Origin of the sequence: Frankia sp. AgB1.9 (assembly GCF_016786355.1) — a bacterium.
GTDB lineage: Bacteria > Actinomycetota > Actinomycetes > Frankiales > Frankiaceae > Pseudofrankia.
This window is the reverse complement of record NZ_JADWYX010000048.1, coordinates 1-21,119: the sequence shown is the minus strand read 5'-3', so window position 1 is coordinate 21,119 and position 21,119 is coordinate 1. Positions and strand designations below refer to the sequence as shown.

Annotated in this window: 17 protein-coding genes and 2 pseudogenes; 12 read left to right on the top strand and 7 right to left on the bottom strand. The window is 69.0% G+C overall.

All coding sequences use genetic code 11. The annotated features are described in order from the left end of the window. Positions 1-4: 4 nt before the first annotated feature. A complete protein-coding gene (locus I6A60_RS20270; protein ID WP_203022426.1) occupies positions 5-562 on the bottom strand; it encodes an ATP-binding protein in 558 nt (185 codons plus the stop codon). Between the two features lie 657 nt (positions 563-1,219). On the opposite strand from I6A60_RS20270, the pseudogene I6A60_RS44085 reads away from it, so the two are divergent. The 4 genes and pseudogenes from I6A60_RS44085 to I6A60_RS20255 form a co-directional block, all read left to right on the top strand. Beyond that, positions 1,220-1,720, top strand: a pseudogene (locus I6A60_RS44085) (methyltransferase, FxLD system); the annotation flags it as partial. 65 nt (positions 1,721-1,785) lie between these two features. Next, positions 1,786-2,100, top strand: a complete 315-nt coding sequence (locus tag I6A60_RS41840) for a hypothetical protein (RefSeq protein WP_238435838.1) — start codon at positions 1,786-1,788, stop codon at positions 2,098-2,100. A 398-nt stretch (positions 2,101-2,498) separates the two neighbouring features. Continuing rightward, complete coding sequence (locus I6A60_RS20260; RefSeq protein ID WP_203022424.1) at positions 2,499-2,894, top strand: hypothetical protein; 396 nt, start codon at positions 2,499-2,501, stop codon at positions 2,892-2,894. A gap of 175 nt (positions 2,895-3,069) precedes the next feature. Then, positions 3,070-4,035: an aspartyl/asparaginyl beta-hydroxylase domain-containing protein gene (locus I6A60_RS20255; RefSeq protein ID WP_203022423.1), complete on the top strand. Its 966-nt coding sequence runs from the start codon at positions 3,070-3,072 to the stop codon at positions 4,033-4,035. A 120-nt stretch (positions 4,036-4,155) separates the two neighbouring features. Here the strand turns inward: I6A60_RS20255 and I6A60_RS20250 are convergent, their stop codons facing one another. Further along, positions 4,156-4,503 carry a DUF6300 family protein gene (locus tag I6A60_RS20250; protein WP_203022422.1) on the bottom strand — a complete coding sequence of 116 codons (348 nt, stop codon included), beginning with the start codon at positions 4,501-4,503 and terminating at the stop codon, positions 4,156-4,158. After that, a complete protein-coding gene (gene dnaE, locus I6A60_RS20245) occupies positions 4,500-8,081 on the bottom strand; it encodes a DNA polymerase III subunit alpha (RefSeq protein WP_203022421.1) in 3,582 nt (1,193 codons plus the stop codon). Before dnaE ends, I6A60_RS20250 begins: the two co-directional genes overlap by 4 nt. 1,030 nt (positions 8,082-9,111) lie before the next feature. Between dnaE and I6A60_RS20240 the strand changes: the two genes are divergently transcribed. The 3 genes from I6A60_RS20240 to I6A60_RS20230 all read left to right on the top strand — a co-directional run bounded on the left by I6A60_RS20240 (position 9,112) and on the right by I6A60_RS20230 (position 12,521). Continuing rightward, positions 9,112-9,963 (top strand): hypothetical protein, encoded by an 852-nt coding sequence (locus tag I6A60_RS20240; RefSeq protein WP_203022420.1) that lies wholly within the window; start codon positions 9,112-9,114, stop codon positions 9,961-9,963. Then, positions 9,960-10,712, top strand: a complete 753-nt coding sequence (locus I6A60_RS20235) for a 5-formyltetrahydrofolate cyclo-ligase (RefSeq protein ID WP_203022419.1) — start codon at positions 9,960-9,962, stop codon at positions 10,710-10,712. The genes I6A60_RS20240 and I6A60_RS20235 overlap by 4 nt, the downstream gene beginning before the upstream one ends. A gap of 285 nt (positions 10,713-10,997) precedes the next feature. After that, positions 10,998-12,521, top strand: a complete 1,524-nt coding sequence (locus I6A60_RS20230) for a hypothetical protein (RefSeq protein ID WP_238435837.1) — start codon at positions 10,998-11,000, stop codon at positions 12,519-12,521. On the opposite strand, the gene I6A60_RS20225 is transcribed toward I6A60_RS20230, so the two are convergent. Then, positions 12,518-13,081, bottom strand: a complete 564-nt coding sequence (locus I6A60_RS20225; RefSeq protein WP_203022417.1) for an NUDIX hydrolase — start codon at positions 13,079-13,081, stop codon at positions 12,518-12,520. The genes I6A60_RS20230 and I6A60_RS20225 overlap by 4 nt on opposite strands. A gap of 438 nt (positions 13,082-13,519) precedes the next feature. On the opposite strand from I6A60_RS20225, the gene I6A60_RS20220 reads away from it, so the two are divergent. From I6A60_RS20220 to I6A60_RS20210, 3 genes and pseudogenes are all read left to right on the top strand, one after another. Beyond that, the gene (locus I6A60_RS20220; RefSeq protein WP_203022416.1) at positions 13,520-13,705 is read left to right on the top strand and encodes a hypothetical protein; all 186 of its coding nucleotides are present in this window, start codon (positions 13,520-13,522) and stop codon (positions 13,703-13,705) included. Then, positions 13,692-14,225: pseudogene (locus I6A60_RS44080) on the top strand (NUDIX domain-containing protein). The gene I6A60_RS20220 and the pseudogene I6A60_RS44080 overlap by 14 nt, the downstream one beginning before the upstream one ends. A gap of 33 nt (positions 14,226-14,258) precedes the next feature. Continuing rightward, entirely contained in the window at positions 14,259-15,113 is an 855-nt protein-coding gene (locus tag I6A60_RS20210) for a DNA-directed RNA polymerase subunit alpha C-terminal domain-containing protein (protein WP_203022415.1), read from the top strand. 95 nt (positions 15,114-15,208) lie between these two features. On the opposite strand, the gene I6A60_RS20205 is transcribed toward I6A60_RS20210, so the two are convergent. Further along, positions 15,209-15,724, bottom strand: coding sequence for a hypothetical protein (locus I6A60_RS20205; RefSeq protein WP_203022414.1), 516 nt, complete (start codon positions 15,722-15,724; stop codon positions 15,209-15,211). A gap of 1,174 nt (positions 15,725-16,898) precedes the next feature. Here I6A60_RS20205 and I6A60_RS20200 point away from each other — a divergent pair. Then, positions 16,899-17,468, top strand: coding sequence for an AAA family ATPase (locus tag I6A60_RS20200; protein ID WP_203022412.1), 570 nt, complete (start codon positions 16,899-16,901; stop codon positions 17,466-17,468). Positions 17,469-17,558: 90 nt separating this feature from the next. Here I6A60_RS20200 and I6A60_RS20195 read toward each other — a convergent pair whose 3' ends face one another. Then, complete coding sequence (locus I6A60_RS20195) at positions 17,559-17,753, bottom strand: hypothetical protein (protein ID WP_203022411.1); 195 nt, start codon at positions 17,751-17,753, stop codon at positions 17,559-17,561. A gap of 1,291 nt (positions 17,754-19,044) precedes the next feature. On the opposite strand from I6A60_RS20195, the gene I6A60_RS20190 reads away from it, so the two are divergent. Next, positions 19,045-19,497: a hypothetical protein gene (locus tag I6A60_RS20190; RefSeq protein ID WP_203022409.1), complete on the top strand. Its 453-nt coding sequence runs from the start codon at positions 19,045-19,047 to the stop codon at positions 19,495-19,497. Between the two features lie 69 nt (positions 19,498-19,566). Here the strand turns inward: I6A60_RS20190 and I6A60_RS20185 are convergent, their stop codons facing one another. Next, a complete protein-coding gene (locus I6A60_RS20185; RefSeq protein WP_203022408.1) occupies positions 19,567-20,076 on the bottom strand; it encodes a hypothetical protein in 510 nt (169 codons plus the stop codon). Positions 20,077-21,119: the final 1,043 nt, after the last annotated feature.

The window sequence follows — 21,119 nt, the reverse complement described above, 5'->3', positions numbered from 1 at the left end:
GCCCTCAACCGGCCTGGGAGCCAGGCCAGAGACGCTGGGAAACGTGTGCGCGCGCAGGGCCTCCAGGAACCGACCCAAAACCGCCGCATCCTCGCGCACCGTCGGTGGAGCATCGGGCGTGGCCGGGCTGCGTCTCGGCAGCCGGCCCAGGCCGCGACCGGTCTCGCCGTGTGCGCCGTCGTGGTCGAAGGGAGGCCCAGACGACCTTGCCCGCGCTGCCCTTCGTCGCGTAGACGCCCCAGTCCGCGACGGCGGCCACGAGGTGCAGCCCGTGGCCGCCCTCCGCGAGTTCCTCCGTCGGGCGCAGGGTCGGCAGACCGGGCGCGACATCGAAGACCTCGATGAACAGCCGCTGGGCTGTCTCGGTCAGCCGCAGGCCGATGAACCGCAGGAAACGGTCGTCCGGATCAAGACCTGGGGCGGTCGCGGCGTTCACCGCGTTGCAGGTCAACTCACTGGCGACCAGCCGAGCGTCATCCGCCAGCGGCTCCAGCTGCCACTCGGCCAGCGTGGCCGCGACCTGCGCGCGGGCGATACCAGGCGCGGTCGCCGTCGTGGACATCCACCGCTCCACCGACCGGCCCGCCCGTCGCCTGTCGGAGGCCATGGACGACGAGGGCGGACCGTCGGCGGCCGGGCCTGTCGTGACGTGGGCTGGGGCACGGTCGGGCTGGCGAGGAGGCCGGCGTGGTTCGCCTACCTTTGCGTGACGGCAAACACCGTCGGCCCCACACGCTGCGGTCTGCCGTGGCATGTCTACGCGGGTCGAGCCCGTCGACGCGTCCCGAACCGACTGCTGCGGAAGACGGGGCGCCTCAGGAGGCTGCCCCGGTGTCGCCTCGGTGCGCGGTCCAGACACGGTCATCGCTTCGACCCCTTGGCCTTGAAAGGTGATGGCGTCCGAACCTGCTGCGAGCGAGAAAGACAGCACGGAAACCGATACCGACTCTCACCACACCGAACCGCAACGTCATCTCCCAGCAGGAGAAGAAACAGAAACCGCCCCATCGGCCGACGGAAACCAATCATCTCCGCAGGTCCGGGCCCTCGGCCGCCGCGCAACCATCCCCACGTGGAGAAAAAACGCACCGTCGCTTCTTCTTGCACTGGGCCGGAGCTCGCCGGCACCGAGTTGGACGCCAACACGCAGCGACGGTGAATTACACTACGGCGGTGGGTATCGGGTCGGGCAGCTGCGGCGGATAGCCTGCGGAACACGATGGTCGACGGCCTACGGCCGTGGGGCGCGGCGCTGAGCAGCCAGGTGGGCGAGGCGATGCGGGCGGTACCTCGGCATCTGTTCCTGCCAGGCGTCCCACTGAAGCGGGCCTACGGGCCTGACCCGGTGGTCACCTATCGCGACGGCGACGGGGCCGCGGTCAGCTCCGCGTCCTCACCTGGCACGGTCGCCGGCATGCTCGCACAGCTTGACGCTCTCCCTGGCCATCGGGTCCTGGAGATCGGCGCCGGGACGGGTTACAACGCCGCGCTGCTTGCCTATCTGGTCGGCCCGGCGGGCTCGGTGACGACGATCGAGTACGACGCGGACGCAGCGCGTACCGCGCTGAGCGGACTGGGCGAGGCCGTCACCGTGGTGCAGGGGGACGGCATGCTCGGCGGGCCCGAGGGGCCGGTATTCGACCGAATCGTGGTTACGGCGGGCGCCTGGGACATCCCGAAGGCTTGGTGGGCGCAGCGGGCCGAGGACGGGCGGCTGGTAGTGCCGCTGCGCCTGCTGGGGCCGTTTTCGAGCGTGCCGAGGCGGTCCTGCGCAGCCGGCAGGTCGTGGAGGACGGATTCATCCCGAGCATGGGCATCGTCGAAGGCGGAACGCTGGCGTACCTCACAACCCCGCCGCTTTCCGCCGGCAACGCCGCGATGCCCAGCTACGAGATCACTGCCTGCGGCTATGGTCCGCAGGGTGCCGAGCTGGCGGCCCGACTCGTCGAGCGCGTCTTGGCCTGGGACCGTGACGGGGGGCAGGAGGTCCGGCTATGGATCGAGGCCCACTCCGCCGACGCTGGCCTACCCGAGGCATCCGGTGTGCTGCCGGCGGTCGACAAGCAGGACAGCCGGGTTCTCGTCCGGGTGGCCAAGTAGGAGCGCACCGCTGGTCTGCACTCCTGGACGGTCACCCCGGGACCAGGAGAGCCTCCCGTCGCGGAAAATGCCGACCGTAATGAGGCCGGCCGACTGTATGGCAGTGCAGTAGGGCATGCCTGCGCGTCGAAGGGTGCTCGCAGCCTCCTGATGTCTGCCAGGTGTGCGAACGGCGGCGAGGTCGTGGCGTGTGGAGGGTGGCGTTTCTTCTCCACCGGGGGAATGACATTCGGCCGCCGAGCTGTGACAGTCGATGGTGTCTCCTGCTGACCCTTTAGGGACAAGCGCCGAAAGATCTTCTACCGGTTGTCGTCGAAGTGGACTCAGGGGTTAGGCCCTGCGCGGGTGACTTTGGCCGGGCGCTTCGCACGTCACGCAGCGATCAGGAAGGGAATTCCATGTCTTCGAGCACGCTCCTCCCACCCCTCCAGAGAGAGCTCGTCCTACTCGGCGAGTCGGACCCCGCGCGCCGGGGCGGCCGGCAGGTCATCGCCATGTCCCAGTGCGAGTTCAGGCTCCCTACCGACGACGCTCTGACGCGTTGCATCGCGGCGTTGCGTGCCTCCGACGAGATGCTGGCTGCGCGTCCCGACAGCTCCTACGACTGGCAGGCGACCTGGGTCGAGCGCTCATCGGCCGGCGGCGGCACCGTGAGCTTCGGCGTCGCGTGGTACGACGAGGCGTTCTTCAACGACAAGCGGGACGCGTTCCTCGGGCCAGAGCACGGCGAGTTGTTCGCCAGGATCGGCATCCCTCAGGGCGCGAGTACGGTCAGTCACTGGCTCGCCGCCTGACCGCCGTGTAACAAGGCCAGCCCAGGAGGCCGTGCGCAGATCACGCGCCCCGCAGCGTCGCACAGACCGGCGGGCCCTCCCCCCGAGTAGCGCGTCAGAGACGTCCCCCGGGGGAGGGCCTGCTCGCCATCACGCGCCCGGAATGCTGCATCCCCGAGATGAAACGCTCTGGCCATTGGAGATCCTCATGGCAAATAGCCGGCCGACCGCCGTGCGGCTCCGCCTGACCTTCGAGGCCGCCCGACTGCTCGCCGACTACGGCGTCCTGATGGCCCGGACATGGCCCCCGAAAGGCTCATACGCAGCTCCCGTCGACAATGCCGACAGGGGCTGGCACTGCCTTCCCCTGCGCAGCCCCGGCGGGCGTCCCGAGCGCACCGACCCGGGCGGACCCGGCCTCGACAGCTTCGCCGATTGCCCTGTACTGGCCGAGGTGCCCTACCTGCGGGAGGTCCTTGCAGGCCTGCCCATGCCGCTACGTAGCGCACGGCTGATTTCGCTCCTGCCGGGATGCGTCGTCAAGGCCCACTCGGACGCGCCGCTCGGACTCGACTACGGCATGGTCCGACTGCACATCCCGATCACCACCAACCCAGCAGTCGGGATCACGATCGGCGGCGAGCGCCACAGGTGGGGTATCGGCGAGCTGTGGTACGGCGACTTCGGGCAGGACCACAGCGCTGTGAACGAGGGTGATACACGACGCGTGCACCTGGTCATCGATGCCGAGGTCACTCCCGGCCTGGTGGAGCTGTTTCCCTTCGACGCGCTCGGCGCGTTGGCGCCCGAAGGCATCCTCTTCTCCCGCCCGCCTGCGCGCTTCGATGCAGCCGCGTTCATGCCCTGGGGCACGTCGGTGCCCGCGGCGTTCTTCGACTGGGGAGCGCCGCTGGAGGAGAGAGCCGATTCCCCTGATCATCCGGCCGCGGTCTACGCAGAGGGCAAAGCGCTCCGGCTCCGCACCGCCAACGGCGCCACCTACGGCCTAGTACACATTGGCGACCTAGAGTTCCGGATCAAGGGCTGGATCGCGGAACGCACTTTGCAGCTTCACCCAACCGGCGAACACCCCTGGGTTCGGTTCGCGGCCCACCGCGGCACCTCCAGCACCATCCTGCTTCGAGACCTGCTGGCCACCTGAACGACGACCGAAGCCGCCCGTCCAGACCGGCCTGGACGCCCCACAGGGCAGAGCACCGTCCCCGCACCGCCTGGCCTCAGGCGGCATTGATCTCAAGCCCCGCCCGCGACGTTGCTGCTGTCAGAGGTCGCCTTGTAGCCAGGCTTGGAGATCGTCCTCCCAGGCTGTCGGGTTGACCGTCGCCACGGTCAGGGCTGAGGCCCACCGTGAGAGCAGGTCAACGAACTGTCCCTGGGTTTCCGTCGACACCTGGCCGTGTACGTGGAAGTAGGTGATCAGTCCTGCGGCGGCCGGGTCGTCGGCGTCGCAGGACGGGCAGAGTACGAACCGGTGGAAGCCCTCCACCGGACCGTTTGCGGCCTGGATCGCATGCGGGACGCGTGCCGCAGCTAGTCCCTCGCCGCCGCAGCGAAGGCAGCTCGGTACCTCGTCCGCGGTTTCGATCTCGACCTGACAGCCGTCGGTCACGCGGAGATCGCCTTCGCGCCGAGAGCGCTCTTCAGGTCCGCGAACAGCGCGCTGCACGACCGCACCTGCGCTTCGAGCTTCAGTAGGTGGATGTTCTGCGGGCCTTCGAGGCGCAGGTGCACCGGGGTTGTCCCCGGATGGGTCGCCAGTACGAGCCGCAGCTCCTCCACCAACGGAGACGTGATCTTGTGGGTGGGCAGGGTGATCAGGATGGGCGGTCCATCCTGACTGGTGTCCACGTCGAGGATCGTCAGATCCTGGGCGAACAGGCTGACGCTGCCCTCACGCTCGTTGATCCGGCCGCTGACAGTCGCGACCGCGTCCGGCGAGAGGGCTGAGGCGTACTGCTCGTAGCTTTTCGGGAAGAACAGGCAGTCGATCGCGGCGTCGAGGTCCTCGATCGTGACGATCGCCCAGGGCGCTCCGGAATTCTTGTTCACCCGCCGGTCGATCTTCGAGATGATCCCGGCGACCTTCACGACCGCGCCGCCGAAGCCGTTGTTCGCGACCGGGGCCGCCTCGTCGTCGTCGCGTTCGACCAGGTCGATGATCCTGACGTCCCGGTGGCGTTCGAGGATCTTCTCCGCGCCTTCCAGCGGGTGGCTGGACACGTAGAGGCCGAGCATGTCCCGTTCCAGGGCCAGCCGCTCCTTGCGCGGCCACTCGGCGGCGCTCAGGTCCAGGTCCAGGCCGATCTTCGCTTCCTCGTCGGCACCGCCGGCGTCGCCGAACAGGTCGAACTGGCCGATCGCCGCGGCCCGCTTCGTACCGATCACCGCGTCGACGGCGGCCTCGTGGACGTTCACCAAGGGCCTGCGGTTGTGGCCGAGGGAGTCGAACGCACCGGCCTTGATCAGCGACTCGATGACCCGCTTGTTACACACCGTGATCTCGGACTTGTCGAGGAAGTCGACGAACGAGGTGTAGTCGCCCTTCTTCTCGCGGGTCGCGACGATCGAGGCGATGACGTTCGCGCCGACGTTGCGGACCGCGCCCAAACCGAAGCGGATCGACTCCCCGACCGGGGTGAAGCGCAGGTCGGACTGGTTGACGTCCGGTGGCAGGACCTTGACGCCCATCTTGCGGGCCTCGGCGAGGTAGACCGCCATCTTGTCCTTGTCGTCACCAACCGAGGTCAGCAGCGCCGCCATGTACTCGGCCTGGTAGTTGGCCTTCAGATAGGCGGTCCAGAACGAGACGACACCGTAGCCGGCGGTGTGGGACTTGTTGAACCCGTACCCGGAGAACGGCACCAGGACGTCCCACAGGGCCTGGACAGCCGAGTCGGAGTAGCCCTTCTCCTTCATACCGGCGGAGAACCGGGCGAACTCCTTGTCCAGGATCTCCTTCTTCTTCTTACCCATCGCGCGGCGCAGCAGGTCCGCGGCACCGAGGCTGTAGCCGGCCAACTCCCGGGCGATCGCCATGACCTGCTCCTGGTAGACGACCAGGTGGTAGGTCTCCCCGAGGATCGGCTCCAGCGCGTCGGCGAGCTCGGGGTGGATCGGGAGGGTCTCCTTGCGGCCGTTCTTGCGGTCGGCGTACTCGATGTGGCTGTTGGCCGCCATCGGGCCGGGCCGGTAGAGCGCGAGAACCGCGGCGATGTCCCCGAACTTCGTCGGCGCCATCAGCTTCAGGAGGTTCCGCATCGGGCCGCCGTCGAGCTGGAACACCCCGAGGGTGTCGCCGCGGGCAAGGAGCTGGAACGCTTTGTCGTCGGCGAGCGGGAGCGTCTCCAGATCGATGACGACGCCCCGGTTACGCTCGATGCTCTTGATCGCGTCATCGATGACGGTCAGGTTCCGCAGCCCAAGGAAGTCCATCTTGAGCAGGCCCATTTCCTCGCACTGAGGAAACGGGAACCCGGTGATGATCGCACCGTCGTTGTCACGCCGGTGGATCGGAAGGACATCGAGCAGCGGCTCGGCGCACAGGATGACCCCGGCCGCGTGCACACCGGTGCCCCGCGTCAGGCCCTCCAGGCCGCGCGCCGTGTCGATGATCTTCCTGACGTCGGCCTGCGCCTCGTAGAGCGCGCGAAGCTCGCCGGCCTCGTTGTAACGGTCATGGTTCGGGTCGAAGATCCCCGACAGCGGGATCCCCTTACCCATGACGTCCGGCGGCATCGCCTTCGTGATCTGGTCGCCGAGCGCGTACGGGAAGCCCAGGACCCGGCAGGAGTCCTTGACCGCAGCCTTGGCCTTGATCGTGCCGAAGGTCAGGATCTGGCAGACCCGGTCGTCGCCGTACTTCTCGGTAACGTAGCGGATCATGTCGCCGCGGCGGCGTTCATCGAAGTCCAGGTCGATGTCCGGCGGGCTGATCCGCTCCGGGTTCAGGAACCGCTCGAAGATCAGTGCGTGCTCGATCGGGTTGAGTTCCGTGATCCCCATGATGAAGGCGATCATGGAGCCGGTCGCGGAGCCGCGACCCGGCCCGACCCTGATTCCCTGCGAGCGGGCGTATTCGCAGATGTCGGCGACGACGAGGAAGTAGGCGGGGAAGCCCATCTTCTCGATGACCCCGACCTCGTAGTCGATACGCTCCAACACCTCGGCGGGGGTGCCTTCAGGGAACCGCCGGCGAGCCCCTCGGGTGATTTCCTTGCGCAGCCAGGAAAGCTGGTCCTCGCCTTCCGGGACGGGGAACAGCGGCATCCGGTCGATGAACCCGAAGACCTCGTCGTACGGTTGAACCCTCTCGGCGATCAGCAGTGAACTGTCGCAGGCCCCGGGAACCTGATCATCCCAGAGTTCGCGCATCTCGTCCGCGGACTTGAGGTAGTAGCCCGAGCCCTGGAACTTGAACCGCTTCGGATCATCCAGCCGCTTACCAGTGCCCACACACAGCAACGCCTCGTGACTTTCGGCCTGATCCTCGGTCACATAGTGCGAGTCGTTCGTCGCCAGCGGCCGAATGTTCAACTGCTTGGCGATATCGAGCAGCCCCTGACGGACGCTGCGCTCGATCGCCAGACCGTGGTCCATCAGTTCCAGGAAGAAGTTCTCCGCCCCGAAGATGTCCCGGTAAGACGCCGCCGCAGCCAGCGCCTTGTCGAACTGCCCCAGGCGCAGCCGCGTCTGCACCTCGCCCGACGGGCAGCCCGTCGTCGCGATGATCCCCTCGGCGCACTCGGAGACCAAGTCCTTGTCCATCCGCGGCTTGCGGTAATAGCCCTCGATCGAGGCCAGGCTCGACAGCCGGAAAAGGTTACGCAGGCCGGTCGGGTTCTCCGCGAGCATCGTCATATGGGTGTAGGAGCCTCCACCCGAGACGTCGCCGCCCTCACCATCGGGGTCGACATCCCGCTGGCTACCCTCGCCCCAGAACACCGGCTTCTTCAGCGTCCTCGACTCAGGCGCGAGATACGCCTCAATCCCGATGATCGGCTTGAGATCCGACTTCTTCGCGGCCTGATGGAACTCGTACGCGCCGAACATGTTCCCGTGGTCGGTCATCCCGACGGCGGGCATGCCGAGGCGTGCCGCTTCCTTGAACAGAAGGCCAGACTTCGCGGCGCCGTCCAACATCGAATACTCGGTGTGAACGTGGAGATGGACAAAAGAATCCGCCGACATTCCAGTCCTTCCACCGCCCAGACCGACAGGTCAGTCGAATCCTAACCCGACCACCCACCGCAGCCGCGCCGCCACACGCCAAGTAGGTCAACGGATGGACATGAAAGAGACAACCAGATTTGACCTTTCCGGTCGTATGTCCGTGTCGACTCAAGTGGCCCTCGCTTGAGCACGCGAGGCGAGCGGTCCGCACGCGGCACACGCCACCGCGATCAAGAAAGAGGCTCGAAAGTGCCCCAGCTCTCCATGAAAACCGACGGCGGACGGTGAGACCGCTTGCGTCTCACGGCCGCTCCCGTCAGGGCCGGGCGCCGGCCGGGCCGAGTCTCGCACTCGGGCGCTTGGTCGCCGGTAGTCGTGCGGTTACCCTGGCAATTGGGCCGTAGGGCGGGTCGGGGCCGGGGGTGCGATGGGTAGGCCGAGTCGCCGTGGGGAGCAGGAGGCTCTTCGTCGCCGGATGGCGGCCGGTGGCGCGGGTCGGGATGAGATCGCCGCCGAGTTTGTCCGGGTGTTTGGGGTGCGGCCTCGGGCGGCTTACCGGCTGGCGTGTGGGTGGACGTTTCAGCGGGCGGTCGATGAGATCAACCGTCAGGCGGTCCTGGCCGGAGCGGATCCGGAAGGCCGGCCCGGGTTGACGGTGTCGCGGCTCTCGGAGCTGGAGACGTGGCCGGCGGGCGGTCGGCGGCCGACTCCGCAGATGTTGGCGTTGTTGGCGTCGGCGTATCAGACGGGTCTTCACCGGCTGCTCGATCAAGCGGACCGAGAGCGCTTTGCACCGGCGGATCTTCTACTGATCGACGCGTTCGTGCACCGCGAGCCCGCCATCGCGCCGCCTGGGCGGTCCGAGGGTGGGCCGGGAGGCCCGGACCAGCCGACCCGCGATGGCTCCCCAGCGGGGAGGGCAGTTGCCCGATCCTCGGCGGCCCGTGGCGAGTGGCGTGTCGAGGACGTTCCGACGGACAACCGTAAGGTTGATCTTGTTGCAGTCGCGCGGCTGCGACAGCGGGTCGATGACCTCGACGCCCAGTATGTGACGGCGCCCTCGACGTCGTTGTTGGCGGAGACGGGGCGATGCCTCGGCCTGGCGGGTGAGCTTCGGGGCCTGGCCGGTGGCGCGCGGGTGCGGCGTGAGGTGCTGGTCGTCGAAGGCGAAGCGTCGATCCTGATGGGCCAGTTGCTGTGGGACGCGTCCCAGCGCCGCGACCATGCCAGCGCGAAGCTGCACCTGGATCGGGCGGCGCGGATCGGCCGGGAGGTGGGACGGCCGGCGATCGAGGGTTTGGCGTTGCTGCGTTCCACGATCGTGGCGCTCTACGGGGAACGGCGACCAGACGCGGCACTGCCGCTCGCGATCCGGGCCGCCAAGGTCACCCGGGGAGCGAGCGGGATTCTGGCGGGTCTGGCCATGCTGCACGCGGCGGAAGCCCAGGCGATGCTCCGGGAGGAGCGGGCCTGCGAGGACCTGCTCGCAGAGGCAGAGAGCAGTCTCGACGGGGCCGACGAGAACGACGAGGCGTTCCACCTGATCTCCCCACGCGACCTGCCCCGGATGGCGGGCGCCTGCCATCTCGCGCTCGGCCGACCCCAACGCGCGGAATCCGTCCTCGCGAGCATCGGCGCCGGCTCCCTGACGGGGTCGAAGGCGGACGCGGTCATCCTCGGCAACCTCGCGCTCGCGCACATCCGTCAACGCCAGATCGACCAGGCGTGCGCGGTCCTCGCCCAGACGATCGACCTCGTCGCCCGAACCTGGAGCGGCGGCGGCCTCACGCTGATCTTCCAAGCCAGACGCGAACTGCAGCAATGGCCCGACCAGCCCGCGGTCCGCGACATCGGCGACCGAATCCTGGACCTCATCGACCCCGCCGGCAGGCCTCTATGAGCGTCGAGACCGCGAAACAGGCCGCACGGATCAAGGTGTGGGACCTGTTGGAACGCGCCCGCGCAGCGCCACTCGGCGTACACGGCCACATCCCCGACTTCACCGGCTCCGACCAGGCCGCCGACCGGCTCGCCGGACTGCCCGTATGGCGGGACGCCACGGTCATCAAAGCGGTTCCCGACCGGGCCCAGCTGCCCGTACGCGCCCGCGCCCTAGCCGACGGCAGACTGCTTTACATGGCGGTACCTCGCCTCGCCGCCCCGCTGCCGTTCTACGAGCTTGACCCGGCCACGCTCACCGTCCCCCCGGATGAGGCGGCGTCCCACCAGGCGGCGGCCCGGCTGGGCTGCCCGGTTGACGTCACGGCGATGCGCCCGGTCGACCTGATGGTCTGTGGGTCCGTCGCGGTCGACGTCCGGGGCGTCCGCGTCGGGAAAGGCGCCGGCTACACCGACCTCGAATTCGCCCTCCTGCAGGAAGCCGGACTCATCACCCCCACGACCACCATCGCCACCACGGTCCACGATCTCCAGGTCCTCGACGAGGAACTCCCCGCGACGCGACACGACGTCAGCGTCGACCTGATCGTCACTCCCACACAGGTGATCGCCTGCCGGGAATCCCACCGACCGGCCGGCATCCTCTGGGAAAACCTCGCCGACGACACGATCGCTCAGATCCCGGCGCTCATCACCCGGAGGGCAGCGGGCAGGGCAGGCGCCGACCGGTTCGAAGCGGGTCCGGCCTAGCAGCGGAGTCGTTGATGTGTGGCTCGGCGGCCCGTGCCGAGTTCGAAGCTCGCCAGGCGAGTGTTGCTTGGGCCGCGACCCGATCATCGATCGCCGCGCAGACGCGACCGCTCTGACGCCTCCAGCCAGCGCGGAGCCACGGGGATGTTTGGGATCGGGCGGCTGTTGTCGGGTGTGTAGTCGGGCGGCTACCGTGACAATGGGGCCGTAGCGCGGGTCGGGGCCGGGGGTGTGATGGGTAGCAGGCCAAGTCGCCGTGCCGAGCTGGAGGCTCTGCGTCGCCGGATGGTGGACCGTGGCGCGGGTCGGGATGAGATCGCCGCGGAGTTCGTCCGGGTGCATGGGGCACGGCCACGGTCGGCTTACCGGCTGGCGTGTGGGTGGACGTTCCAGCGGGCGGTCGAGGAGATCAACCGTCAGGCGGTCCTGGCTGGGTCTGATCCCGACGGCCGGGCGGGGTTGACGGTCTCGCGGCTCTCGGAGTTGGAGGCGTGGCCGGCGGGTGGTCGGCGGCCGACCCCGCAGATGCTCGCGTTGTTGGCGTCGGCGTATCAGACGGGTCTTCACCGGCTGCTCGATGAGGCGGACCGGGAGCGCTATGCGCCGGCGGATCTTCTCTTGATCGACGGATTCGTGCACCGGGAGCCTGCTATCGCGGTGCCGGCCCGGCCCGAGGATGGGCCGGGCGGCCCGGACCAGCCGACCAGGTCCTCGGCGGGCGGGTTGGAGTTCCCGGCGCAGTGGTTGGATGCCATCGACACGGCGGCGACCCTGTTCCGGCGCGACGTGCAGACGCGGTCTGGCGGTCGCGGGTCGGGCTTTGATCCTGGCGCCTACACGAAACCGGTCATGCGGTGGCTGACGTCCTCGTTCGAGGAGCGGCCACGCGGCAGGGGCCGTAGGCCGGTCGGGGCGCCTCAGGTGGAGATCATCCACCGGGCGACAGGCCTGTTCCGGGAGCTGGACAACCAGTACGGCGGTGGGCATGTCCGCGAGTTGGTCGCCCGGTTCCTCGATGCAGAGGTCGCGCCGCTGCTGCGTGAGGGGCGGTTCGAGGAGCCGGTGGGCTCGGCGCTGCTGTCGGCGGCAGCGGAGCTGACGCAACTGGCGGGCTGGACCGCGTATGACGCTGGGTTTCATGGGCTGGGGCAGCGGTATCTGATCCAGGCGCTGCGCCTGGCGTTGGCGGCGGTCGACCGTCCGCTCGGCGCCGAGATCATCGCGGCGATGAGTCATCAGGCTGCCTATCTCGGTGCCGCGGAGGAAGCGGTGGATCTCGCCCGGGCCGCGAGCCGGACGGCGGCGGATGCAGGCGTGGTCGCGATCGCGGCGGAGGCCGCTGTGCTGGAGGCGCACGGTCTCGCGTTGCAGGGTGAGCAGCGGTCGTGCGCCGCCGCGTTGGACCGCGCCGAGCGTTCCCTCGACAAGGCCGACCGGCACGGTGACCCGCGCTGGATCGGGTATTTCGACGAGGCGTATCTGTCGGCCCGGTTCGGTCATTGCTTCGTCGCGCTGGGCCGGGGAGACCTCGCAACGCGATTCGCCACCCGATCCCTGGAGATGGACAGCCGCTACGTCCGTGGCCGTCAGTTCAACCTTGTCCTGCTTGCCCGCGCGCACGCGCAGGCCGGGGACATCGAGGAGGCGGCGGCGGTCGGGATCGAGGCCGCAGCGGCGGCGGATGGGTTGAACTCGGCGCGGTCGGTCGACTATCTGCGCGACCTCGCCGATCGGCTCGCCAAGCATGCGGGGCTGCCGGCGGTCGATGCGCTGACCGAGCGGCTGGCCGCCGTCGGCGCAACGGGTTAGAGCTCGCCGTTGGCCTTCGCGAGCAAGGTCGCGAGGACACCAGTGACGGACCCGGCGCCGACGATCTCGCCGCGGGCGACGCGGTCATAGGCGTCGGCGAGCGGCACCCAGCCGATTTTCGCTGTCTCGTTGATGTCCGGTGCCTGCCCGGTCGGGTCGGCACCGCAGGCGAGGAAGACCAGGTTCTCCTGGTCGATGGTGCCGACTGCGGGCTGGAACGAGACCAGTGGGCGCATGTTCCTCGGGCGCCAGCCGGTCTCCTCCTCGACCTCCCGGGCGGCGCAGGCAGCCGGGTCCTCGTCGGGATCCAGGTAGCCGCCCGGCAGTTCCCACACCCACCTGTCGAGGATGAACCGATGCCGCCACATCATCAGGACCCGCTCGTCGTCGTCCAACACGACGACGACCGCGGCCGGCGGAAGGCGCAACACGTACTGCTCGAAGCGCACCCCGTCCGGTAGCTCGACATCGGCGATGCTCAGCACCGCGCGGCGGGTGTCATCGACCACCCGCTCCCCATGAATGGTCCATTCGCTGGGCCCGCGGACCTCCGTCGCCATGCCCTGAAGGCTAATAGCCACCGGCTGGTTCCCGTCGCCGAGTCAAACGTGGGGGGTGACCGTCTACCCGCAGTCTCGGCCGCGGTGGTTGGACAGGAGTGTCGGTGGTTCGAACCGGGTGCGGCGGCTTCGTCGGTGTGGTCGACGCCGACGCAGCTGTACACCGTTCGTGCCGGTTCGTTGGTCGGGAGGGTCGACCCGCTGTCCACGGTTACCTCGATGCAGGCTTGGGCGGTGGCTCGCGCCCGAGGCCGAGGACGTGGGTCGACTCGGCCCCGGCGCGTGCCGTAAGCGTGTGCAGGCCGAACGAGACAGGCTGTGCCGGTTCGTGTCTGACGCTCTTACATCGCGCGGCTGAGACCGCACCGGCCGTACAGAATGTGACCTACACTGATGGCACATAGCACTCGGACGGCTACGAATGGGAGCAGGCGGATCATGGACGGCGCGTCGAGCCGCTTCTGCTCACCGGTCCTCAACGCCGCCACGCAGCTGCACTCCGACCGGGTCGTCAGCCACCTGCGGACGCTGAGCCGCCGCCTCGAACCGCAGGCCGGCCTCCCCGCCGTGAAGGCGTTCCTAAGCCGCGTCGCCACGGCCCTACCGGCTGGTGGGGTGTCATGAGCGCGCGCGGGAGTGGGAGAACGGCAACCGGGACACGGCCGGGTTTGCTCATCTCGCCGAGGGCAACGCTCAGCAACCCCCGCAAACGAGTCTCCGCCGACGCGATCATCCGCGACCAGTCGGGACGCCTGCTGCTGGTCGACCCGACCTACAAACCCGACTGAGACCTCCCCGGCGGCATGGCCGAAGCCAACGAACCACCCCGCGACAGGCTGCGCCGCGAACTGAAGGAAGAACTCGACCTCGACGTTCCCGAAGGCGAGCTGCTGTGCGGTGGACTGGGTCTCCCCACACGGCCCTTGGGACGATCTCCTCGCCCTCGTCTTCGACGGCGGTACCCTGCCCGCCGAACGGGCCCACGCGCTGCATCCCGTCGACCCAGAACTCGCCGCCGTTCGCTTCTGCCTACCGGGCGGAAGCCGCGCGGCTCCCGCGTCCCTACGTCTGGCGCCGCACCCAGGCCGCCCTGACCGCCCTCGAACGAGGCACGTCCACCTACTTGCAGGACGGCCGCGTCTGACCTGAGTCCTGGAAGATTTGGAGGTGTTCCTGTATGAGCCCGGGAACCGTTGAAACTGGCCGCCATCTGGTGCACATCACGGGCCAGACGGCCGGCTTTGCGGGCAGGTCTGCGCGTGAGGCATTGATGGTCGTCGCGCCGCAGTTCCTACACAGCCGCGCACGCTCGTCGATCATTCGCGAGCAGTACGCGAACCAGGCCGGCGCGGAGGTGACGCTGTATGGCCTCGCAGATGCACTGGAGATTCTCGTGCTCGGCTACAACCACCTCGCCGAGCAGATCCGCGTGGTCCTGCGCGCAGACCAGATCTCCGACTGGCGTCTGCACGAGCTACCGACCGAACAGACGCCCGTCCAGGCGCTGTACGCGCGCCTGTCCGTGAGAACGACCAACATCCTGCAGCGGGTGCCGTTCGTGTCCGCGCAGGAGGTCGCCGCCCTCCCCGACGAGGTGCTGCTGGACTTCCGGGGCCTGGGCCCGAAGGTTCTCGCCGAAATCCGCTCCGCCCTGGCCGACCCCTCGCTCGGCGAGTTCACGATCGACCTCTCCGGGCTGGGGATCGACCCGTCCCAGGTCCCCGATAGCAGCACCGAAGACCTCCTCGGCAGGCTTCGGCCGGAACACCGTGCCCGCTACCGCAACTTCCTGTACGGCCTGGCCACCCTCGGGCTCCCGGCCGCGGTGTTCGAGAAGATCCTCGACTCGATCGGCGCCGAACCCGTACCGGTCGCAGATCGCCTCGTGGTGGACACCCTGATCTACGCGCGCGCCGACGATCTTCTCGATTACTACGTCGACACCCACGAGAAGATGGCCCCGGACACGTCGGGGACTTTCCTTCCGGCGCTCCCCGCCACCGCCGCGCGGCTGAGCCCGAGGACCGGATAGGTCAGGATCCGGTCCGCCGGGTCACCCGCGGCTGGCCGTGCATCGCCGAAGGCCCGCCCCCTGTTGGGCGAGACCGCTCAGGATCGTGAATGTCTTCACCGTCGTTGCGGGAGTGCCGCGGCGAGGTCGGGGATGCCGGCGACGAGCAGCCGGTGCATCACGGAGCCGGGAAGCCGGCGAAGGGGATGCATCGGGGTGTCGAAGTACTCGGCGTCGTCGAAGACCGGCTGACCGCCGGGCCGGCGGGCGAACTGGACACGGCCGTAGTCGATGCCATCGCCAGCGTCGTAGCTCATCCAGCTGATCGTCTCGATCTCCCCCGGCTGCAACGGCGCGGTATACAAGGGCCGGGCCAGGATCGTCTCGCCGTCCTCGTACCAGACCTGCGCGACCGCGAAGACCCACCGGTGGGTCGCGTTGGCCTGCGCCTTCGCGGCAGCCCGGATCTCGAACTCCACGGCCGTCGCCCAGCCCATCAGATAGTCGTAGTCGCTCAGGACCAGCGTCCGGTCGCCGTGCAGACCCACGATGGCGGGATAGTCACCCGCGCGGACCGCGCGCTGCACCCGGGCGGTGATGTCCTCCACGAGCACCGCGGTTTCGCTGTTCATAACCCCGCCCCTTCCATCCCATCCCGTCGGCGGGCCGAACGGCCCTCCGTCACGGCCGATGCCGGCCCCTCACCTCTGATACGGCGCGCCGCCGGCCCGACCGTCCGCAGCCGACACAGGACTTCCGCCGTCCCGGACGCGGCGGGCGCGATGCCGCGCCGGCTTCTGTGCCGTCACCCCGATACGGCGACCGGGGCCGCCGAACCGTCCACCACCACGCCCCTCGGCCTCGCGCCCGACGGCTTCTCGCCCTCGCCCCTCATACGACGGCCACCCGTGCCGAACCGTCCGCACCGGCACACGATCGCCGGGCGGATCTCGCCCGACCAGCGCACGCAGCTTTGACCGGGGTCGGAGGAGACGGGACGGACGTAGAGCCGCTCCGCGAGCGGCTCGCCGAGCCGATGAAGCCATGGGCAGATGACCAGGCTCGGCGAGGCTGTCGATGAGGTGAACGGGGCAGAGCGCCTGCTCCTGGCGGCCCAGCGGATCCAGAGCACTGGACCTGAAGCACACGATCGAAAACCCCCGAGCAGCTTCCGACTCGGGGGTGGCGCCAACATCGCCGAGCACCACCAGTGTGACTGCGGGCGGTAACTCGCTTCACCTCGTGCTGGACCAAATGTCGTCGACCAGTCACGACGTGGTGGTGAGCGAGGTGCGTGCCCGGTGGGCCAGCCTGCCCCCGGAAGAACGGGATCGTCGTATGGCGCAGAGCGCCGCTGATCGTGCGCGAGGCCGTGGCCTCGCTGTTCCAGGAACGCCACCCGCGGCCGAGCGGCGCCGCCGGCAGGCGCAGAGCGACAACGCCAGGGCCAGAGCCCAGCGGTGGGCGGATCTGCCAGAGGAGGAACGGCGACGTCGCCAGGCGCAGAGCGACGCCGACCGAGCCCGAGCCTGGAACTCGGACCCAGAGGTAGCCGAACTACAGAACAACGAGGTTCTACAGGCGATGTGGGACACCATCCTGAACGGCGGCGACGACTTCATGTGCAAAGGCGACCGGTAGCCGCGCGCGACGGCGGCACGCGGCGGCCGGCGCCGTCTGAGACGCTGGCGCGTCGCCCGACCGCAGTGATGCGCGCCGGAGGGACAGACCTGGAGATCCGGCTGTGGCTGACCGAGGGACGGTCTTCTGCCTCCTGGCTGACCAGGCGGACCTACCCTGTCGACCATGCCGTCTCCCTGGGACTCGGACCGCATGCCGTCTCTGATCGTGCTGCGTGGTCCGTCGTGCAGCGGCAAGACGACGACCGCGCTCGCGATCCGCCAGGCGGTCGGCCGTGGCGTGGCGGTGGTCCAGCAGGACGTGATCCGCCGGGAGTTGCTCAGAGAGCGCGACGAGCCGGGCGCGCTGAACATCGACCTGATCGCGATGATCGTGACGCGGTGCCTCGCGGCCGGCTACGACGTGATCCTCGAAGGCATCCTCGATGCCTCCCGCTACGGCGCCGCGTTGCGGTCGGTGATCGCCGTGCATCCCGGTCCGGTCCACGTCTACTACTTCGCGCTGTCGCTGGAGGAGACGCTGCGCCGGCACGCGACGAAACCCGACGCCACCAGCTACGGCGCCCGCGAACTCACCGACTGGTACGCGCCGAACGACCTCCTCGACATCCCGCACGAGAAGATCATCAGCGTCGATGAAAGCCAAGACGAGACCGTCGCACGGATCATCGCCGAAGCCCTACCAGCCCGGAGACGCCCTGGTAGCGCGCCCCATCCTGATCAGCACGATTCCTGACCAGACCGCCACCGCCCCCACGGAGCCAGGTCCGCCGGCGCGTGGCGGCGAGGGTCAGGGCGCCCGCGAGGGTCGCCCGATCCGCTGGCTTTACAGCACCCCCACCGCCGCGAGCACACCGAGCGCCAGGCCCAGCGCGCCGCCGAACGCGGCCCCGCCGCGCAGCGTCGCGGCGGGCAGGCTGGCCCCGTCGGCGCGGCTGAGGATGCCGGCCACCAGGGCGACGATAACGGAGAACAGCACGCACAGCGCGACGAGGAGCGCGTGGGTGAGAACCGGGGACATCAGCTACTCCAGCCCGCGTCACGCCTTCCCCGACAGGGCGTGGCGCGTGGAGCGAGCCCGCTGATTATTCGCTGCGACTGGTCGGGGGCCAGCAGCAAGTTCCGCACGCGAACGCGTGTGCAGTTGCCGCTTGCCCCATAACCGAGATTCTGGAGTCAAGTGGTGGTGCACGGGCCTTTGCCTGGGCCCGCTCTCCGAGGGAATTCTTCGACTCGGTAGGTACACCCGGAGACCGGGCGTACCGCTCCATTCTACCACTTTGCGGGTCGCGCTCACGGCGCGTGAGATCCGTAACGTGGCAAAGCGCTGGGACGGGCCGCGTCGCGCAGCGTCACCACCGAGACCCTGGATGATGTTCAAAAGCAGGTAACCGTCGGCGGCCACGACGCCGGCCGCGTCACCCCCCCCGTGGGCAGCTGCGTCCTCCCGTCTCCGACTGCCTCGTCCAAATGCCCCCTGCGTCAGCCCGTTCCGTCGGGCAGGTCCGCCCCGTGCAGATCGGGCCTCTGTCAGGTTCGCCCCACCAAGTTGGGCGCTGGTCAGGTTCGCGCCGTGCAGCCGGGGCGCTGGTCAGGTTGCCCTGCCCAGCTGGGCCGCCGGTCATCTCGACGGCGGCCAGGTCGGCGCGGGGAACGTTCTCGCGGACGGGCAGGTGGCCTAGGACGGTCAGCGCGGCCTGCGCGTCAGTCGCCGGCGTCATGGGCGGCGCCGGTGTCCCGGTAGGGGTTAGGGGCTGGTGGACGGGTGCGCTCGCGGACGAACGCGGACAGGACCTCCACGACAGTGCGCTGGTCGGCCTGCGAGTCGACCGCGAGCCGCTCCAGCGCGTACAGGCCTGGCTCTGGTAGCGAGTCCTGGCCCCAAACTTCCAGCTTGAGTTCTAGCGGTGGTTGCAACACCAGCTCCGAAAGGTGCTGCAGTGTCCGGACCCCGATGGAAGGTGGGGCCAAGATTCGCCGCCGAAACCACGGGTGGTTAGGTCAGCCTCTGTCGGTCGGCCTGCCGGCGGTTCCAGCGCCGATCAGATCGGCGCTGTCCGCCAGGACCCCAAGCGCGTCAGGCGCTAGCTGTCCGATCTCCGAAAGAGACGTGGTCCAACGACCGAGGACCAGTGATCTCGCGAGGGTTCGCCGCCTCCGCTCGTGCTGTCCAGCCTCCTTAAGCGCTCGCGCTAGATCGATCAGGACCTCGGCTTGCTGGTTGGGGTTAGTGACGGCCCGCGCGATGGCTTCAGCGCGGTCGTGGTGCCCGGCGGTGGCTAGCGCTCGCGCCGTTCCTGTTCGCCCAGGAGGTGGCCGCGCTCCCGGACGAGGTGCTTCGGGAGTTCCGCGGCCTGGGCCCGCGCGTGCTCGCGGAGATCCGCGCCGCCCTGGCCGATCCGGCGCTGGCAGACTTCCGGATCGACCTGGCCTCGCCCGAGTCCGACGCATCCAGCAAGGACCTCGCCGAGGACCTCGCGTCCCGGCTGCGGCCCGAGCATCAGGCGCGTTACCGGGACTTCCTGCGTGGGCTGGCCGCGGTCGGGCTCCCTGCCGAGCGGGTCGAGAAGATCCTCGACTCACTCGACGGCGAACCGGTCCCGGCGGCGGACCCGGTAGTGAGGGACATCCTCCTTGACGCGGGCGCCGACGAGCTTCTCGACGCCTACGACAAGACCCACGACCAGGCCGCCCTGGCAACCTCGCAGCCGTTCCTTCCCGCGCTCCCTTCGACCGCCGCGCGGCTAGCCCGACAGGCCAGATAGCGCAGGAACCACCGCCATGGGAGCACCGCAGGGCAGAAGCCGAAACCCTCGGTTCGTCGTCGGGCCGGGTTAGCGTGGCAGGGCGGCGGCGAGGTCGGGGATACCGGCCATGAGCAGCCGGTGCATCGCGGAGCCCGGAAGCCGGTTGAGTGCATCCATCGGGGTGTCGAAGTATTCGGCCTCATCGAAGACCGGCTGGCCACCGGGGCGGCGGGCGAACTGGACACGGCCGTAGTCGACCCCGTCATCAGCGTCGCAGCTCATCCAGCTGATCGTCTCGGTCTCCCCCGGCTGCAACGGCCCGGCGTGCAGCGGCCGAGCCAGGATCGTCTCCCCGTCGTCGTGCCAGACCTGGGCGAAAGCGAACACCCACCGATAGGTGGCGATGGCCTGCGCCCGCGCGGCAGTCCGGATCTCGAACTCCAGCGCCGTCGCCCAGTTGAACAGGTAGTCGTAGTCGCTGACGACCAGCGTCCGCTCGCCCTGCAAACCCACGATCGCCGGATAGTCACCCGCGCACACGGCACGCTGCACCCGGCCAGTGATGTCCTCGACCAGCTCCGCGGTCTCGCTGTTCATAACCCGGCCCTTCCCTTCTGTCCCTGCCGGTCGGCGGTCCGGGGCGGACCGCCGCCAAGCCGATATCGGCCCGCCACTGTCGATCCGGCACACCGACCGGCCCGACCGTCCGCGACCCGCGCAGAAACCTGGCGTCGCTGCCCACACGGGGCACTGTGGCGGCCTGTGCGCCCTCACCTCAGATACGGCGGCCTGACCGCCGAACCGTCCGCCATCCGCCGGCGGCCTGCCCACGTGTGGGGCCAGAAGATGTTTTCGCCGTCGCCCCTGATACGGGCGTAGGACCGCCCAACCGTCCGCCGCCACAGCAGGTCCAGCAGGGCGGCTCCGCGGCCCACGCTGATGGGCCTGCGCCCCCAAGGGCGAGATCCTCGCCAGTGACGACGAGGATTCGGACGGTCTCAAGGCGGCCGATCAGCGATCGACGCCCGCCGAACGCTGGCGAACCGGCCGGGGACAGCACCCGGACGCGGACTGGCAGGTCTGGTCGCCGAGAGGTTGGGCCGCGTCGCTGTAGAGACTGCGCGCCGCCCGGCGCGATGCTCGTTGCTCGCCTGCGGCGAAGCCCCGCCAGCCGATTCACAAATCCCGGCAAACCGGGGGGCGACGGCTTCACACAAGGCCCAGCGTGACGTGCGTGGACCCTGACCCGGCCGTACCTATCGAAGACTGGGCGCCGCGTTTCCTGCTCACGATGCTGGGCGAGGTCGCCGACTCCGGATGGCCAGATCGGGCGCCGGACCCCGGCGTGGCACAAGTGGGGCCAGAACTCAAGCTCATAGCCACAGCAGTCGTGGACTGGCGCGCCCTCGCACCGTAGGAAACCCTCCCAGGCGCGAGACGGCTGGCCGTCTACCTGTCGGGCCGTTTGTTCTGTAGGTCCCAGGCCACCGAGGTCAGTTGGTCGACGGCCGAGGGAAGCTTTTCAAGCTTTCCCGCCGCCCGGTCAAGCATGGTGACCACGTCTGTCGCCGGTCCGTGAAAACTGACCCCCTGGGGACCTCCGAAAGTTGACCCTCCTGCTTGCGTAGGGAGGTGCTGAA